The sequence below is a fragment of the Bradyrhizobium sp. MI1.10 genome, assembly GCF_055811035.1.
Window position 1 is genome coordinate 56,079 of the sequence record NZ_JBVVPN010000026.1, and the last position, 16,290, is coordinate 72,368.

General features: G+C 62.1%; 15 protein-coding genes. 5 read left to right on the forward strand and 10 right to left on the reverse strand.

Annotated features, from left to right (window positions below; genetic code table 11):
• Positions 1 to 70 precede the first annotated feature (70 nt).
• The gene (locus tag AC0L3K_RS25585; protein WP_007592953.1) at positions 71 to 1,303 is read right to left on the reverse strand and encodes an HlyD family secretion protein; all 1,233 of its coding nucleotides are present in this window, start codon (positions 1,301 to 1,303) and stop codon (positions 71 to 73) included.
• Positions 1,296 to 1,706 (reverse strand): hypothetical protein, encoded by a 411-nt coding sequence (locus AC0L3K_RS25590; RefSeq protein ID WP_473367134.1) that lies wholly within the window; start codon positions 1,704 to 1,706, stop codon positions 1,296 to 1,298. Before AC0L3K_RS25590 ends, AC0L3K_RS25585 begins: the two co-directional genes overlap by 8 nt.
• Positions 1,707 to 1,887: 181 nt before the next feature.
• Here AC0L3K_RS25590 and AC0L3K_RS25595 point away from each other — a divergent pair, with 181 nt between their 5' ends.
• Positions 1,888 to 2,340 (forward strand): hypothetical protein, encoded by a 453-nt coding sequence (locus AC0L3K_RS25595; protein WP_219684383.1) that lies wholly within the window; start codon positions 1,888 to 1,890, stop codon positions 2,338 to 2,340.
• Between the two features lie 36 nt (positions 2,341 to 2,376).
• Positions 2,377 to 3,177 (forward strand): polyphosphate kinase 2, encoded by an 801-nt coding sequence (gene ppk2, locus AC0L3K_RS25600; protein WP_473253320.1) that lies wholly within the window; start codon positions 2,377 to 2,379, stop codon positions 3,175 to 3,177.
• Positions 3,178 to 3,262: 85 nt separating this feature from the next.
• Here the strand turns inward: ppk2 and AC0L3K_RS25605 are convergent, their stop codons facing one another.
• The 6 genes from AC0L3K_RS25605 to AC0L3K_RS25630 form a co-directional block, all read right to left on the reverse strand.
• Entirely contained in the window at positions 3,263 to 3,730 is a 468-nt protein-coding gene (locus tag AC0L3K_RS25605) for a hypothetical protein (protein WP_473367107.1), read from the reverse strand.
• A 160-nt stretch (positions 3,731 to 3,890) separates the two neighbouring features.
• Entirely contained in the window at positions 3,891 to 4,328 is a 438-nt protein-coding gene (locus AC0L3K_RS25610; protein ID WP_007592965.1) for a hypothetical protein, read from the reverse strand.
• A 31-nt stretch (positions 4,329 to 4,359) separates the two neighbouring features.
• Positions 4,360 to 6,060: an aspartate:alanine exchanger family transporter gene (locus tag AC0L3K_RS25615; protein WP_354171351.1), complete on the reverse strand. Its 1,701-nt coding sequence runs from the start codon at positions 6,058 to 6,060 to the stop codon at positions 4,360 to 4,362.
• A 14-nt stretch (positions 6,061 to 6,074) separates the two neighbouring features.
• On the reverse strand, positions 6,075 to 8,828 hold the full coding sequence (locus AC0L3K_RS25620; RefSeq protein ID WP_473367108.1) for a decarboxylase: 2,754 nt from the start codon (positions 8,826 to 8,828) through the stop codon (positions 6,075 to 6,077).
• Positions 8,829 to 9,033: 205 nt separating this feature from the next.
• On the reverse strand, positions 9,034 to 10,740 hold the full coding sequence (locus AC0L3K_RS25625; RefSeq protein WP_473367109.1) for a SulP family inorganic anion transporter: 1,707 nt from the start codon (positions 10,738 to 10,740) through the stop codon (positions 9,034 to 9,036).
• A complete protein-coding gene (locus AC0L3K_RS25630) occupies positions 10,740 to 11,405 on the reverse strand; it encodes a YoaK family protein (RefSeq protein WP_007592969.1) in 666 nt (221 codons plus the stop codon). Before AC0L3K_RS25630 ends, AC0L3K_RS25625 begins: the two co-directional genes overlap by 1 nt.
• Before the next feature lie 133 nt (positions 11,406 to 11,538).
• Between AC0L3K_RS25630 and aspT the strand changes: the two genes are divergently transcribed.
• The 3 genes from aspT to AC0L3K_RS25645 are packed head-to-tail and all read left to right on the forward strand — an operon-like array spanning position 11,539 to position 14,765.
• Positions 11,539 to 13,227: an aspartate-alanine antiporter gene (aspT, locus tag AC0L3K_RS25635; RefSeq protein ID WP_473367110.1), complete on the forward strand. Its 1,689-nt coding sequence runs from the start codon at positions 11,539 to 11,541 to the stop codon at positions 13,225 to 13,227.
• A gap of 56 nt (positions 13,228 to 13,283) precedes the next feature.
• Positions 13,284 to 14,126, forward strand: a complete 843-nt coding sequence (locus AC0L3K_RS25640; protein WP_245286076.1) for an alpha/beta hydrolase family protein — start codon at positions 13,284 to 13,286, stop codon at positions 14,124 to 14,126.
• Positions 14,127 to 14,153: 27 nt separating this feature from the next.
• Positions 14,154 to 14,765, forward strand: a complete 612-nt coding sequence (locus AC0L3K_RS25645; RefSeq protein ID WP_007592974.1) for an invasion associated locus B family protein — start codon at positions 14,154 to 14,156, stop codon at positions 14,763 to 14,765.
• 12 nt (positions 14,766 to 14,777) lie between these two features.
• On the opposite strand, the gene AC0L3K_RS25650 is transcribed toward AC0L3K_RS25645, so the two are convergent.
• Both AC0L3K_RS25650 and AC0L3K_RS25655 read right to left on the reverse strand, forming a co-directional pair.
• A complete protein-coding gene (locus tag AC0L3K_RS25650; protein ID WP_007592975.1) occupies positions 14,778 to 15,152 on the reverse strand; it encodes a response regulator in 375 nt (124 codons plus the stop codon).
• Between the two features lie 197 nt (positions 15,153 to 15,349).
• On the reverse strand, positions 15,350 to 15,973 hold the full coding sequence (locus tag AC0L3K_RS25655) for a response regulator transcription factor (protein WP_007592977.1): 624 nt from the start codon (positions 15,971 to 15,973) through the stop codon (positions 15,350 to 15,352).
• Positions 15,974 to 16,290: the final 317 nt, after the last annotated feature.

Genomic DNA, 16,290 nt, shown 5'->3' on the forward strand with positions numbered 1-16,290 from the left:
ATGACGCCAGACCGGCTCAACTGAGGCGCATCGCTGAACCGAAATGCGATTCAAGCCAAAGCGATGCCGGTCAGTGCCCGCTGAGCACCAGCGTCTTGATCGGCAGCAGCAGCGCCTGAATTCGCAAGAGCATGGCGTGCACGAGGCCGACACCATCGACGACGTGCAAGGCAATTGCCCGGCCTGTACCGGTCTCCTTGGCCGAGATCTCCTCGTGATTGCTGGTGTAGGCATTGACGATGCAACTGCTGCCCGGCGTCACGCCGTCGAGGCCGCCCTTGTACAGCGGCTCCAGGAAGGCGAGTATCGAACCCGGCTTACGTGCATTCTGAGCTTCAATCAATTCCTGGCCAGCCTGCACCTGGCCGGCGGCGATGTAATCCTGCACATCGGTGACAAGGAGCGGAATGATCACCCATGGCTTGGAGATGCAGGTCGCTTCTGCGACCATCCCTACCTTCACCACCCCCGCTTCAATCTGTCCAAACCCGGCCTGCAGCCTACCCCTGCCGGCATCCGCCGGTATCAACACGCCGGCGGGTCGCATGATCTGGGCAACGAGATCGCCCGTCCGAACGAGGAACTGCTCGACCCGACCGTCGACGCCGGCGCGAACGAAGGTCTTGTCGAGATCGACCTGCGCTTCAGCCAACGCCGCCTGACCGCTCGCTTTTTCAGCCGGCAACAGCGTTGAAAGCCGCAACATCGCCGACGTCTTGGACGCGGTGGCCGAGTCCACACCAGCCTGCCGCTGGTTGACCACGACCTGTAATTTCTCGATATCGCGTTGCGGGACGATACCGGGATTGCGGCGCTGCAGCTCCGTCTTGACGTCCAGCTCGTCCTTGGCCTGCTGAAGGCTGGCCTTGGCTTCCTGGATCTGCGCTTCGGCCTTGACCACGTCGTTTTCGGCGCTTGTCATCGCGGCGTCGACCTCGGCGATCTTGCGCGTGGCCGTCTCCAAGGCGGCCTTCTGCTTCGAACTGTCCAACCTGAACAGCACGTCGCCTTTCTTCACTGCCTCGCTGTAGCCGACATTGACTTCCGCGACGCGGCCGGAGCCTTCAGGAAGGATGGGGACCGTCCGAAAATAGAGCGCGGCCGAGGTCGTTGACGGGTGAAAGTAGAAGATCATCGTGATCAGCGAAATCGTCAGCATCAAGCAGCCGGTGATACCCCATCGCAATTCGTACCAGATGGAAAAGAAGGTGATTTCCTTGCCGAACCGTTTGCCTTGGGCATAACGTCGGTAGAGGTAGTCCGGCAGGATGGTCAGGATGGAGCAGAACATGAGCTCAAACATGGCTGTGCTCCTTCCCCTTGACGATCGGCTTCTCGACCGGCGGCAAGCTGGGGAGTTCTGGCTCGCGACCCTCGCCGGGCGCGGCGTCAGCGATCCTCTCAACCGAGCCTGCGATACTCCGCAGCGGCGTGCCGAAATCTGGCAAGTCGATCATCGCGAGCAGAAGGCCGGCCACCCAGAAAATGTGCATGTGCGTAAAGAGCGAGATGATGCCCAGCACGGCCACGATCTCGAACTGCAGCTTCTGTGACTTGTGCGCCATCCGTTCGGGCAGGCTGTGCAGCTTCCAATAGAGCGTGCCAACCCAGAGTACGGTGCCGATCAGGAAGATCCCCATCACCATCATCAGCACGTCCGTGCCGCTTCCCGGCGCGAGGTAGAACGGCAGATGATGCGGGGCCATCGGATGAAGTTGCTCGCTCAATGGTCGCCTCCACGGAAGGGATCAGGGCGGTCTGCGCGCCGGCTCGTTACCGTGGCCGCGCAGGTGGGAAAATTGCTTGATATGAATCAAAGGTCCGAACGGCGCGAAACCTAGCTTAGCCCTGACGCCGACCCCACAGCAAGCCAGGAACGCCCCAATCATGCCCGGCATCGATGAGCTCATTCCCAACGCACTGCAAATTCGCAAGGAAGCTGCGCTCGAGGAAGCCAGAAAGGCCGAGGAATATGTTCGCCTCGCCGCCGCGGCCGAAGCCGAGAAACGCGCTCTGATCGAACGGCTGAGCAAACCGTCCGGCAAATCCGAGGAGGAGAAAATCAAGCTCGCCTCGACCATCATCCAGCGCGCGGTTCGCAACGGCCTGACCGAAGTGCAGGTCTATCGCTTCCCGAACACCCTGTGCACCGACAAGGGCCGCGCAATCAACCAGATGGAGGCGGGCTGGGAGAAAACGCTGACCGGAATTCCAAAAGAGATCTTCGAACTCTGGACCGAATACCTCAAGCCTCGCGGCTATCGCATCGGCTATCAGGTCATCGATTTTCCTGGCGGCGTGCCCGGCGACATCGGCGTCATCATTTCCTGGGGCGACTGAACACGTTTCGGCCGAGTTAAGAGAAGGCGGAGCGGCATGGCAAAGGACGAAGCCTCAGAGCGGATGAAGCGCAAGGACTACGAGAAGGAGCTCGAAAAGCTCCAGATCGAGCTTTGCCATCTCCAGGATTATGTGAGGGAAAACAAGCTTCGAGTCATCGTCCTGTTCGAAGGACGCGACGCGGCCGGCAAGGGCGGCACGATCAAGGCGATCACAGAAAAGGTCAGCCCGCGCGTGTTTCGCGTGGTGGCGCTGCCTGCGCCATCGGATCGCGAAAAGACCCAGCTTTTCTTCCAGCGCTACATGAAGCAGTTTCCGGCCGGGGGCGAGATCGTGATCTTCGACCGCAGCTGGTACAATCGCGCCGGCGTCGAATATGTCATGGGATTCTGCTCGCCCGCCGAGCACGATCGTTTCCTGTCGCTCTGCCCGCAGATGGAAAAGTACGCCATCGACGGCGGCATCATCCTGATCAAGATCTGGCTCGAGGTCGGGATGGAGGAGCAGGAGCGCCGCTTCAACGCCCGCATCGACGATCCGGTGCGGCAATGGAAGCTGAGTCCGATGGACCTCGAATCCTTCAAACGCTGGTATGATTATTCCCGCGCGCGCGACCTGATGCTCAAGAAGACGAGCACGAAGGAGGCGCCTTGGTACATCATTCGCTCCGACGACAAGCGGCGGGCGCGGCTGAACTGTATCGCGCACATCCTGGAGGCTATCCCGCACAAGCGGATCAAGAAGGACAAGGTGAAGCTGCCGAAGCGCTCCGACAAAGGACGCTACAATGACCAAGCGGTCCTGCGCGGGATGAACTTCGTCGCCGAACGTTATTGACGAGGTGATCGAACGCACTGCCGGTGCGGTCTGATCCTTGACCGCGCTGCTGACGGGCCGCTGGGCCCGTCAGCAGCGCATTCTTTCAATACGGGTACTGGTTGGGACAGACCCAGTTGCCGTACGTGTCCTGATAACAACCGTTGTTGTTGTTGTTGTAGTATCCGTAGGCGCCCGCGGCGGCCGCACCGACGGCAGCAGCGCCGTAAGCCGCGCCTCGATAGCCATATCGCGGATAGCCTCCGGGATAACCGGCGACGGGACGGCCGGGACGGCCCGCAACGGGGTAACCTGGACGGCCAGGACGACCGGCGATCGGATGGCTTGGCCGCGGACCTCCTGCGTAATGGCGTCCGCCTCCGCCATGGATCCGCCCCGCGTGAACGGCGCCGCCACGATAGCCACCGCCATGGAAACCTCCGGCGCGCATGCCCCCTCCACCTCCGCGATAGCCACCACCGCCACCTCCGCGGCGGGCATAGGTATCATCGGGAATGAGCATTGCCGTGAGAAGAACGACGGCCGCAACAAGAGCCAGAAGATAACGAAGCATGGCATGTCCTCCCTCGATATGGGTACCGTGATCCGCTTTTCGACGATGCCTCGCGAAACGCGGCTGGCATCCGAACCTGGCGCTGATTTGCCGCCGCTTCCCTGACTTACGTGCATGAGAGAAGCAGCCGTCATTCAGCTAGAGCGGCGCGAGTGCCGCTCTACCGCTTCAAAGCTATCGTCACGCCCCCCACAGCGGCCGACAGCTCCGCACCGACCTTCGGTCCGCTAAGCTGCAGAATCACGCCGTTGCCGTTTTGGAGCTGAACGGCACCTGCGCCGGCAGCGATAGCACCGCCCGCACCGCCGACAGCGTAGGAGCCTTCGATCGACTCCGGCCCCCTCAGGTTGAGGGCGCGACCGACCAGCTTGGTGGTCGAAGCGCCGATCGTGAAGCCGACGCTCATACCCGAGACGGTGAAGGGATATTTGTGGCCGCGATACAGCAGAACGCCCTCGCCGCCACCGACGCCAACGATGAAACCGCCCTTGGTGAAGACAACGGCGACCTGGCCGGTCTCTGCCCGCGACGGCGTGCTGAAGCCGGCGACGCCTGCCAGCGAAGCGACCAGGGCGGCATAGATAGCGACTTTTCTCATGAGTCTTATTTCCTCTGGTTGTGACGCCGAGCTATTGAGCCAGGATCATTGCGAAGTAGCCGAACACGGTGAGCAGAATGCCGGACACCGCGTACCCGACCGGGAACCCAATCCAGGGCACGGAGCTCTGGATTTCCACCGCGGCCTCACGGCACGGCCCGGAGTGAGATCGCGCACCGGCAACGCCGCCCATCAACACGGCCGGGTTGATCTTGAAGACGTGGAAGCCGATCGCCCAGACGATGAACGGCGGAATCGTGCAGGCAATGAAGCCGGCGACGAAGATCTTCAACGCGACCGCACCCGTGAGCTGCGCCAACAACCCGGCGCCGGCATTGATGCCGACGATGGCGACGAAGACCACGAGGCCGAGATCCTCCAGCACGTTGCGCGCCGCGTTCGGCGTATTGCCGAAGAAGCGCAGTCGCGAGACCAGCGATGAGACGATCACGCCGGACAGCAACAGACCGCCGGCATTGCCGAGGCCGATCTTGGCGCCGAAGGCCGGAAATTCGATCATGCCGATCAGGAAGCCGATGATCATGCCTGAGGCGAGCGTCAACAGATCGGTCGAGGTGTTGGTCCGCGCAATGCGTCCCCACATGTCGCCGAGCTCGTTGACAGCCGACTTGATGCCGACCACCGAGACGATGTCCATCCGCTGCAACTCGGTCTTGAGACCGGCCGGAATCTGCACGCCGCCACGTTCCACCTTGGTGACCTGCAGCTGGCCGGCGATGGCCGTATCGCGGAAGGATTCAAAGGTCCGTCCGGCCATCTCCTTGTTGGTGACGAGGATGTCCGCCTGATCCATGGGAATACCGAGTGCCTTGGCGTCGGCAACCTCCGGACCGAGCAGGCCCATCTTGTCGGTGAGATGCTCGGTCGAGCCGCCGAGCGCGACGACGTCGCCCTTTTGCAGAACGAGTTCGGGGTCGGCACCCAGCGGTTCTCCTCGGCGCGCCACATTGACGATGCGGTATTCGGGATTCATCGTGCGGAATTTGGCAATGCTCATGCCGACCTGGGCCGGATTATCCAGCCGGTAGGCACGCAGGCCGAACTGCCGGTAACCGGTCAGGCCACCACCCTCGAGGTCCTTGACGCCAAACTCCTGCTCGTACTGCTTGGCTGCGGCCTTGGCGTCGACGCCCCACCAGCGCGGCAGATATTTGCAGATTAGGATGATGCCAACGGTGCCCCAGATATAAGTGATGCCGTAGGACAGCGCGATCATGCCCGACGCGTCTTCGGGCTTCATGCCTTCGGGAAGCTTCACGACGCCCGAGGTGATGGCCTGCTCAGCCGAGCCAATCGCGGCCGACATGGTCTGCGATCCCGCCAGCATGCCGCCGGCAGCGCCGATCGGCAGCGCAAAGAGCTTCGAAAGCATAACGACAAGCGCAAGACCGAGAACGCTCGACACCAGCGCCAGGATGCAGAACTTGAGACCATCGCCCTTCAGGCTGTTGATGAAGGACGGTCCCACACGTAAGCCGACGCCATACATGAACAAATAGTAGAACAGGCTCTTGGCGAACGCGTTCAGCTCAAGCTTCACGCCGTAGACCGACGCCCAAACCGAAAGGGCTGCGCCCACCACGATGGCGCCGGCGACCATGCCGAGGCCGTAACCCTTGATGCTGGCCCGGCCGATCCAGACGGCGAGCCCAACGACGAAGAACAGCAACAGAAACGGGTTCTGCTGCAAGAACGTGAAAAAGCTCTGCATATCCGTCCCCTTTATTACGATGCCGCCTTCAGCTTCGGCGCGGCGCCGGGCTTGGGCCGCCCAATCTTCGCCAGGGCTTCGGCACGTACGAGCTTCAGCCCTTCCTTGGCGTCGTAGCCGTGGATTTCCTTCACATCGAGCTTGCGCATGAAGTCGATGGTTTCCTGGGTGATGACCTGCCCCGGCACCATGATCGGGAAGCCCGGCGGATACGGGATCACGAAACTGGCGGAGACGAGGTCGGGACCGGCCTTGAGACGACGGTCGATCTCGGAATCGCCGAGCCGGATATATTCGCATCCCGCTGCGTCATAGGCCGAGTAGAAGCCGCTACGAATGTCGCCCTCGTTGGTCCTGGTGCCGGCATCGCCACGGAAACTGTCGTGGAACTGCGAGAAGTTCGGCAAGTCGGGCACATCGGTCATCAGGCTCTTGACGCGCGCCTCGAAGGTCTTCTTCGCATTGGCGCCGCCCTGAACCAACCCGCGGTCGACCTCTCCCGCGATCTCGGCCAGCACCCTCACCAGATGCGCGACGTCGCTGCGGGTATTGTTGATGTTCGACTGGAACAACACAGAATTGCGCGATGTCTTGTTGATCTGGATGTTGTAGTCGTTGGCCAGGATGCCCTTGAACTGCGTACCGTCGTAGCCGGCGGTGCCGCAGACCAACGTCATCCGGGTCGGGTCGAGGCAGAACTCGTCGTCGTCCAGGCTCTTCAGGACGCTCGCCCAGTTCATGCCTGTTGCGAGATAGTCGGTGAAGCCGCTCTGGCGATATTGCGCCGGCACCATCGCGTCCGCACCGAGAATCCGGAAGTATTTCGAGATCAGCGGATTGCTGTTGACCGCTTTGCGGATCGCGAACGCAATTTCGATCGCGTTGGCGACGAGACCGTAGCCCTCAAGCTCCATCTGGCGCCGCGAGACATCGAGGCTGGCGATGAGCTGCTGGTTCGGGCTGGTCGACGCGTGCGTGAACACCGCCTCCTTGAACTGCTGCTCGACGGTGTGGAATTCGACGTCCTTGACCGACAGCATCGAGCCCTGCCGGATCGCCGACATCGACTTGTGGGTCGAGTTGGTTTGGTAGACGCGCAGGCGGATCTGACGCGGATCCGGGATCAGACGAGTCTTGAGCAGCACCTCGTCCGAGGGGGTCTTGCCGAGGTCGGCCTGCTGCTTCTCGTAAGCCGCGACCGATTTCGGATCATGCATCCAGGTCTCGATCTCGTTGGCGGCGCCCATCGCGGTCCGTCGCCGCAGGAACGGAGAGAAGCGCGCGAAGCCGAACCAGGCTTCGTCCCACAGGAAGATCAAATCTGGCTTGATCGCGAGACATTCCTCCATCACCCGGCGGGTGTTGTAGATGTGGCCGTCGAAGGTGCAGTTGGTCAGGTCAAGCATCTTGACGCGGTCCAGGCGGCCGTCGGCTCTGGCATTCAGCAGGGCCTGCTTGATGGTCTTCAGCGGCACCGCGCCATACATCGAATATTCGGTCATCGGGAACGCTTCGACGTAGATGGGCTGAGCACCGGCCAGAACCATGCCGTAATGGTGCGACTTGTGGCAGTTACGATCCACGATCGCGATGTCGCCTGGCCCGAGCAGCGCCTGCACCGCCATCTTGTTGGATGTCGAGGTGCCGTTGGTCACGAAGAACACGCGATCGGCGCCGAGCGCGCGTGCCGCCTTATCTTGCGCTCTCTTGATGGTGCCTGTCGGCTCCAGCAAACTGTCGAGGCCGCCGGTGGTCGCGCTGCTCTCGGCCAGGAACAGGTTCAGCCCGTAGAATTCGCCCATATCGCGGATCCAGTCCGACCTGAAGACAGATTTGCCGCGAGCGATCGGTAGCGCATGAAACGTCCCGATCGGGCGTTGCGCGTATTTCTTGAGATTGTCGAAGAACGGTGTGTCGAAGCGATCCTGGATCCCTTCGAGGATGGAGAGATGCAGCTCGAGGAGCTCTTCGATGGAGTAAAATATCCGCCGAACCACATTGGCTTCGGGGTTCCCCGCCATTGCCTCCACGTCGCGATTCGACATCAGGTAGATGTCGAGCTCGGGACGGACCCGCTTGATGACGTGCGCCAGCCGGAGCGCGGACGCGTCCGCCTCGTCATTGATGCCCGCGGCGGCGGTCATGGTGCGGAGTATCGGCGCACCGTGGCGCGAGCGCAGGCCGAACCCTTCGTTGATGACGACGGCGGCGATATTGGGGTTGAGCATCGTCGCGCAGAAGGCGTCTTCAAGACTACCGACGATCACCGGCTCATAGACGAAAGAATCGACCGGACGGCGCAACTTGCGCCATTCGGCGGCGAGCGCCGGCCAATGGTTGGACGAAAGGCCGGTGACGATCAGTGTCTCGAAATAGGGTCGATGGCCCTCATGCGATCCGAAAGTTGACGGCACAAGCTCGGGCGCATCACCGTTGCCGTCGTCCTTGGCATTCCAGTCGCCGGCAAGCTGGCGGAAAGATCTCGTCATCAACGCCTGCGTGATGCGCGTCGCGAGAGCAAGTGAACCCGCCGCATCCCCGGCCGAGGCCGCTTCCCGCAAAGCCGCCATCAACTGCAGCCCCGGATAGCCGTGAAACTCCTCTATCACGGAGAGATCCGCCAGCGCCGCATCGTACTTCGTGCGGTCACCGCCGCGCGCCCATGCCTTCGCTGCCTCCACCAGATCGCGCCAATCATCCGCCCGTCCGCCGGGCCCGGAAATGAACTGATCGATGCGCTTTTCTGTAGCCTTGGCGTCCTTGGACATGTCTCTCTCCGGATCTTTGCGACGTCTCGGCCGGGATCGTGATGCCCGCTCCCCTCGGCCCATTGATCCAAGTCAAGGGTCGAGCGCCTTGAAGAGGCCCGGAACAATTTGCGATGCGGACATCGTCCAAGGCGCTACCGCGTGACCGATTGAGGATGATGGTGAGATCGCGTCAGAGCCGGCCCGCCCATAGGTCGGGCGTATCTTATGGATTGGGATCAGATGATTGCCCGGTCATGGTTTCCCCGAGTACGCTGTCAACCGAACGAAGCCACGTCCTGCTGTCGGTCTTTTCCGCCAAGCCTTCAGCCCGCAGCAGATCGCGTAATTGTGCGTGCGCGCCGACGATGCGGAAGGTGATATTCCGGGAGGCGAGTTCGTCATAGAGATCGTGCAGCATGCGCGCGCCGGCCAGATCGATGTAGGGCGCGGCCGACAGATCACAGACAACGAGCTTGACGCCGGCCGACAGCGGCAAGGTGCCTAACACTGTCTCCAGGATCGTTTCGGCATTGATGTAGAGCAGCGAGGCTTCGGGTCGAAACGCGATGATGCCGACCAATGGCTCGACGCCCTCGTGCCTCGCATTGTCGGAATAGCGGCCGGTACCGGGCAGCCGGCCGAGGAAAGCAACATTCGGACGCGAGGCTCGCGCCAGGAGCAGGAAGATCGACGCGACGGCCGCCAGCAAGACGCCCTGCAGGATGCCCAGGAGCAACACTGACAGGAGGGCAATCGCCGCAGCATAAAAGTCGATGCGGCTGACTTGCCACATTCGCAACAGCGCGCGGATGTCCACCAGCCTGTAGACGGCGGCAAAAACGATCGCCGCCAGGACCGCCTTGGGCAGGTTCGTCAAAAGCCCCGTGAAGAACAGCAGGCACAGCGCAAGCGCCGCCGAGCAGATCACCAGGGCCAACGGCGTGCGCGCCCCGGCATTGTCGTTGACCGCAGACTGCGACAGCCCGCCGGCCACGGGATAGCCGTGGCCGAAGGCGGTGACGAGGTTCGCCGCGCCGAGCCCCAAAAGCTCCTGCCGGACATCGAGGGCATAGCCGTGCTTGGCAGCAAAGCTGCGTGCGGCGGAGACGCCTTCGATATAGGCCAGCAGCACGCATCCCGCGGCCAGCGGGAAGAGCTCGTCGGGCTCCAATAGACCAAAGCTGGGTAATCCAAACGCCGGCAATCCCTCCGGAATTTTGCCGGTCACCGGCACGCCACGCGACGGAAAGCCAAGCAGTGTCGCCAGCATGATCGATAGCGCCATGATCGTGAGCCCGACCGGCCTTCCCGGCAGCCGCCGCTCTCCCACCAGCAGGAACAAGAGCGCGATGGCTCCGATCGCCAGAACCAGCCAATTGACGCCGCCGAGCTGGCCGGCGAGCTTGATGGCGCGATCGAAGAAATTGTGACCGCCTCCGGCGACGCCGAACAGGCTCGGCAACTGGCTCATCATGATGGTGAGTCCCGCACCGGCCTTGAAACCGACCAGGATACTGTCGCTCACCAGGCGGACGAGAACGCTGAGCTTGAACAGCCACGCGATCAGACAAAGCAGCGCTACCGCACAGGCGGCTAGGCTCGCGATCTCGGCGTATTTCGCCGCGTCTCCGCCGGCCAGCGTCCCGACGGTCGCCGCAATCATCAGCGAGATCGCCGAGGTCGGACCGATTGCAAGCTGGCGCGACGACCCCAGCAGCGCATAGCCGACGCCGCCGAGCATGTAGCCGTAGATGCCGATTTGGGGCGGCAGGCCCGCCAGCGTGGCATAGGCCAGCGACACCGGAATGGCGTAGGCCGCGAGCGTGATGCCGGCGATGGCGTCCGAACGCAGCCAGGCGCGGTGATACCGCGCCAACCAGGTTGCGGGCGGAAACAGGAAGATCCAGCGCCATTTCCGCCCGGAAGACATCAGAGCCTGCCCTCCTCGCTTGAGACTTCGCAGAGCAACAGCACGACCAGCAGTGCGATCACGGGAAGACCGAGCGCCAGATTCGGGATTTGCTTGGTCGCGAAGGCGCCCACAGCCGCCCCTAGACCAAAGGCGACGCATAAGGTGGCGAAAATGCCGGGGGGACGGAGCGTCCCATTGCCGGAGGCCGCAGCGAACAGCCCTTCAATCGCCTGCCGCATGTTGCCCGTGATCATGACGGAGCTGTAGAGCGCGCCCTCGACCCTCGTGAAGACCGCGCTCTGTACGGCGGCGACGAAGGAAATGCCAAGCGTTCCCGCGAGATCCGGCAGGCGATTGTGCAGGATGGCGATGGTGACCAGCAGCAGGATTTCGATCAGTGTACCGATCGCGCTGGCGCGCCCTCCGGTCGCCCGGCGCAGCCATGCAGCGACCAGAATACCGGCGGCGAATGCAAGGATCGGCGGGACGAAGTGCAGCGCCTTCGTCCAATTTCCGATCGAGCCATAAACCCACAACAGCACAAGGTTTGCGGTCTGGGCATTGGCCATCACGCCGTGGATGATCCACGTATAGGCGTCGATATAGCCGCCGGCGAAGGCAAGCAGCAGCGCAATCGGCGCCGTTTCGTCGCGGCGTATCGACGAAGCAACGGCGGTATCCATCGTGCTCAGGTCCCCACGTCAAATCCTGCGGCTCAACACGGAGCGGGTTAACCCCCGGCAGGGGTTGATCTGAATCAAGCATCGCCAGGTTTGACGAACCAGATTTAGCACAAATCGCTGGAGGGCATGCGCCATGAGCACGGTCAGATGGATCATCTCCGCCGCTCCGGAAATTTTCCTGCTGCTGTCGGTTGCGCTGGGCACCATTCTTGGCCGCGTCAGAATCCGCGGTTTTTCGATCGGCACCACGGCCTGCACGCTCATCGTTGCCGTCCTGATCGGGCAGCTTGGCACCTTCACGTTTCCGTCCTTGCTCAGGGTCATCCTCTTCAGCCTGTTCGTGTTCACGATCGGCTACCGGTCCGGACCCGAGTTCTTTGCCTCGTTGAGCATCCGGACCCTGGCGCAGGTTGCGCTCGCACTCGTGCTTGGCGGCACCGGCCTCGTCATCGTTCTCGTATTTGCCCATGTGTTCGCGCTCGGTCCCGGCACCGCTTCCGGTCTTGCTGCGGGAGCCCTGACACAGTCGTCGGTCATCGGCACCGCATCTGGCGCACTAGCTCAGCTCGGACTCCCCAAAGAGTTGCTGCAGCAGCAGGACGCCAATATCGCGGCCGGCTACGCCATCACCTACGTGCTCGGCTATATCCTCACGCTCCTGTACGTGCCGTTCGTCGCGCCGAAATTGATGCGGATCGATTTGAAAGCGGAAGCTGCAAAGCTCGAGGCGGAGCTGTCGGGTGGCAACCCGCCGCAGACCGAAAATCTGCATTATCGAAAGTTCCAGGCGCGCGCGTACCGGGTGTCGGCAGCGGCGGGACGGACCGTCGGCGCCGTCGAAGACCAGATCGGCAGCCGCAGCGTGATCGAGCGGATCGTGCGCCAGGGCGCTGACGTCGAACCGCATCGCGACACCGTTCTTGAAGCGAACGACGACATCGTTATCGCAGGCCGCACCGCCGCCATCGTCGCTGCAAAGCCGATTGTTGGCACAGAAATCGACGCCGACGAGATCCTGAAGGCTCTTCCAGGCAACGTGGTCGACGTCCTCGTCGACAATCGCAAGCTCCATGGCCGCTCCGTCAAGGACATGGCTGAACGCGTCGGCGACGCCGCGCGCGGCGTGTTCCTGCGCACCCTGACGCGGATGGGACGCGAGGTCCCGTTGAGCGCGGACACCCGCGTCTATGTCGGTGATGTCATGACGCTGGTCGGCAGCACCCGCAACATCGAGCGCGCCGCCTCGCAGGTTGGACAGATCCTGAGCTCCGAAGACCGCACCGACATCGCATTCCTTGCCGCAGGCATTGCCATAGGTCTGCTCGCCGGCCTCGCGAGCGTCAAGATCGGTTCAGTGCCTCTGACTCTGGGCGGCGGCGGCGGTGCCTTGATAGCGGGACTTTTCTGCGGCTGGCTGCGCTCGCGCCGGCCGACGATGGGTGCAATGCCGCCCGCCGCGCAGCAAACGCTGAGCGACCTCGGGCTCGGCGGCTTTATCGCCGCGATCGGGCTCGGCAACGGCCACGCGGCCTGGGTCGCAATCCAGTCGCACGGCATGCTGCTGGTGGGCATGGGCCTGGTCGTTACGCTGGTGCCGCTGATCGTGACGACCCTGTTTGCCCATCGCGTGCTCCGCATGAACCCGGTCATCATTTGCGGCGCGCTGGCCGGCGCCATGACTGTCGACGCCGCGGTGACCGGGGCCTGCGAAGTTGCAGAAAGCCAAACGCCGGTGCTTGGGGTCGCTGTGCCCTACGCGGTCGGCAACGTTGTGCTGACTGTGCTTGGCCCGATCATCGTGGCCAGCACTTTCGCCGGTTGAAGGAGGCGCACGTGAATTTGCGGCATGCTTCAACAGTGACCTACCTGGCGGGAGCACTGAGCATCCTGGCCTGCTTTCTTGCCCCTGTGCGCGCCGACGACAATGTTCGGATCCAGGAAGAGGTCTGGGCCCTGCCGCTCCCGCTGCCGATGTTTGCCTATGTGGTGCGGCCGGTCGGCGATGGCCCCTTCCCGCTGGCGATCATGAACCATGGCGTCTCGCTCAAAGCGGTCGACCGAAGCTTTTTCCCGCTGGTGGAATTCCGCAATGCCGCGAAGTGGTTCGCCAGCCGCGGCTATTTCGTCGTAGCGCCGGTCGGAACCGGCTACGGCGCGGCCGCCATCGATATTCCCGAGCACGGTCTTTACGGGCCCTTCTTCTCCAAGGTCGGAAGCTGCACCAATCCGAACTTCCACGACGCCGGGCGTGCGGTGGCACAAGTCGATCTCTGGATCATCGACTACATGGTGGCCGAGAAGCGCGTTCTGCCGAAGGACGTGATCGTCATCGGACAGTCCGCAGGCGGCTGGGCTTCCATTGCGCTCTCGAGCGCAAACCCTCCGCAGGTCAAGGCGATCATCACCTTCGCCGCAGGACGCGGCGGCCGCGTCGATGGCAAACCCAATAACAATTGCGCACCGGACAAGCTGGTCGAAGCGACCGCCGATTTCGGCCGGACGTCGCGGGTGCCAATGCTGTGGTTCTATATCGAGAACGACACGTTCTTCGGCCCTGCCCTATCGAAGCGCATGCATGAGGCCTTCACCGCGGCCGGCGGCAGGGCCGAATATCATCTGATGCCGCCCTTCGGCAGCGAAGGACATTTCTTCATCGGCTCGCCCGACACGATCCCGATGTGGTCACCGCTCGTCGAACGATTTCTTGACGCGCAGAAATAGCCGCAGAGGCTGACGTGGAGGCAGAACATGATTGACACAACTTCAGTGCTTTCGTCTGGGCGTGCGCTCGTCTGCGTGTCGATATTGTTCGCGGCGGCTCTTGCCGGACCAGCTTCGGCGCAGAATGCAGTCGCGCCCAAGCCGGCTCCAGAGGCAAAGTCCGCCGAAATCGCGCCTCGCGGACAGCGCGAAGCCAAGGACATCACCTATAGCGACTGGCGGAAGCTTTGCGTCAAGCCCGGCGGTGCGCCGATGCTGTGCCGGACCTCGATCACCGGCAAGTTTGCAACGGGCCAGATGGCGGTGCGCGTGGACCTGATCGAGCGCGACGGCGACCGCACTGCCCGGCTGCAAGTGTTTGTCCCCGTCGGGATGTATCTGCAACGGCCTGCCAAGCTGACCGTCGATCAGGGAACTTCCAGATCGTTGCCCTACACCTGGTGCCTGACCAATACCTGTATCGCCGCAGACGCCGCCGATCCCAGGTTCATCGAGGACATGGAAGCCGGCAAGACTCTGGTGCTCGAGGTCACCGATTCCAACCTTCTGTCTCTGACGACATCGTTGCCGCTGGCACAGTTCGGCTCGGCTCACAACGGCGCGCCCGCACAGACTCTGGAGCAGGACATCGACGAGTGAGCAGCGGCGGCTTCAGCCATGCTCGGCGCAGGCGCGTTCAATGGAGTCGATGAGTGCGCTTGCTGCAAAGGGCTTGGCCAGATAGGCGGCGCACCCGGACTGAATCGCGGCAGCCTGATTTGCCTGGCAGTCGTTGCCGGTAATATAGATGATCGGGACACTGGCACACTCGCTCGCGAGCCTGCCGCGGAGTGAGATACCCGACTCTCCGTTCAGATTGATATCCAGAACGATGCAGCACGCCTCTTCGATGCAGCCATAACGAAGCAGCGCAGCGGCGGAATCAAAAGCAACCGCTTCAAACCCATGCTTTCGAAGCAACCGCTCCAAGCTTCGGCGCATCGATAAATCATCATCCACGACGTAAATCGGCTTACGTGCAAACAATGGGCCCGTCTTTCTGATTGGAAACCTGGCACTCGCGTCGCAACGACGCTACGCGGCAAAGGTTCCTGCGCTAATCTGACGGCTAACGACGCCGGTATGTAGGCGGCCCAGGGCGAATTATGTCAATAACATTTCATATTGTCCCATCGTACAGGTCTGATCGCAGACCTGACGAAGCGCACGAAAACCGGCCTGCGTCACACCTTTGCCGAATCCAGCAGGCCGAGCCGCTCGGCAGCGGACACCAATTCGGCAAACGATAGTACCTGCATCTTTGTCATCACTTGGTGGCGGTGCGCCTTCACCGTGCGTTCGGTCGTTCCAAGCTCGTAAGCGATCTGCTTGTTGATCTTCCCGCGCACGATCAGGTCGAAGACCTGTCGCTCGCGTCGCGATAGAGACCTCAAGCGAGAACGTACCGAATCGAGCTTGCTTTGTTGGCTCCGCGCCACCTCCTGTTGAGCCATTGCCCGCTCAATCGCATCGATCAACTGTTCCGACGACACCGGCTTGGTCAGAAAATCCTCTGCGCCGGCCTTGATTGCACGGACCGTCGTCGCGGTATCCGCATGTCCGGTCAGAAAGACGATGGGCAGCGGCGAATGGCATTGGACGAGCGAGGCTTGCAACTCCGGCCCGCTCAGGCCCGGAAGCTGCACATCGAGCAAGATACATCCCGGATGGTCGGCCCCTGGCGGATCATCCAGCAGCTGCTGGGCAGACGCGTAGGTCACAACTTCATACCCAGCCAGTTTGAGCCGACGCTGAATCGCCATCCGAAAGGATGCGTCGTCGTCCACGACATATACGAAGCCGGACAAGTTTTTTCCCCTCGATGGGTACTTCAAATGCAGAAAGACCAGACGTGCCGTTGATGCCTAAGCAAAGCAGCCCAACTAGGATGCTGCAATCGGGAACGAAGCGTCCGTTTTCGGCATATTGCCGCACCATCTGACAGACACTCTGACGGGTTCTCAGTCAGCGCATCGAACCCCTCCTGTACCTTGGTACAATGCACCTACAGACAATGGTTGAAAACCCCAATTATCGCCTAAACAACCTTCGCGGGAAGCGGATTTTCGGCGGCTCCTTATTCCCGCGATGGAAATACCGCGTCACCATCAGTTCGGGAGTTGGC

What these genes read in the sequence shown, in the direction of transcription:
- AC0L3K_RS25590 (WP_473367134.1), bottom strand. Translation starts at nt 1,706, where the DNA reads ATGGCCCCGCATCATCTGCCGTTCTACCTCGCGCCGGGAAGCGGCACG.
- AC0L3K_RS25595 (WP_219684383.1), top strand. Translation starts at nt 1,888, where the DNA reads ATGCCCGGCATCGATGAGCTCATTCCCAACGCACTGCAAATTCGCAAG.
- AC0L3K_RS25610 (WP_007592965.1), bottom strand. Translation starts at nt 4,328, where the DNA reads ATGAGAAAAGTCGCTATCTATGCCGCCCTGGTCGCTTCGCTGGCAGGC.
- ppk2 (WP_473253320.1), top strand. Translation starts at nt 2,377, where the DNA reads ATGGCAAAGGACGAAGCCTCAGAGCGGATGAAGCGCAAGGACTACGAG.
- AC0L3K_RS25585 (WP_007592953.1), bottom strand. Translation starts at nt 1,303, where the DNA reads ATGTTTGAGCTCATGTTCTGCTCCATCCTGACCATCCTGCCGGACTAC.
- AC0L3K_RS25605 (WP_473367107.1), bottom strand. Translation starts at nt 3,730, where the DNA reads ATGCTTCGTTATCTTCTGGCTCTTGTTGCGGCCGTCGTTCTTCTCACG.
- AC0L3K_RS25615 (WP_354171351.1), bottom strand. Translation starts at nt 6,060, where the DNA reads ATGCAGAGCTTTTTCACGTTCTTGCAGCAGAACCCGTTTCTGTTGCTG.
- AC0L3K_RS25625 (WP_473367109.1), bottom strand. Translation starts at nt 10,740, where the DNA reads ATGTCTTCCGGGCGGAAATGGCGCTGGATCTTCCTGTTTCCGCCCGCA.
- AC0L3K_RS25630 (WP_007592969.1), bottom strand. Translation starts at nt 11,405, where the DNA reads ATGGATACCGCCGTTGCTTCGTCGATACGCCGCGACGAAACGGCGCCG.
- aspT (WP_473367110.1), top strand. Translation starts at nt 11,539, where the DNA reads ATGAGCACGGTCAGATGGATCATCTCCGCCGCTCCGGAAATTTTCCTG.
- AC0L3K_RS25645 (WP_007592974.1), top strand. Translation starts at nt 14,154, where the DNA reads ATGATTGACACAACTTCAGTGCTTTCGTCTGGGCGTGCGCTCGTCTGC.
- AC0L3K_RS25620 (WP_473367108.1), bottom strand. Translation starts at nt 8,828, where the DNA reads ATGTCCAAGGACGCCAAGGCTACAGAAAAGCGCATCGATCAGTTCATT.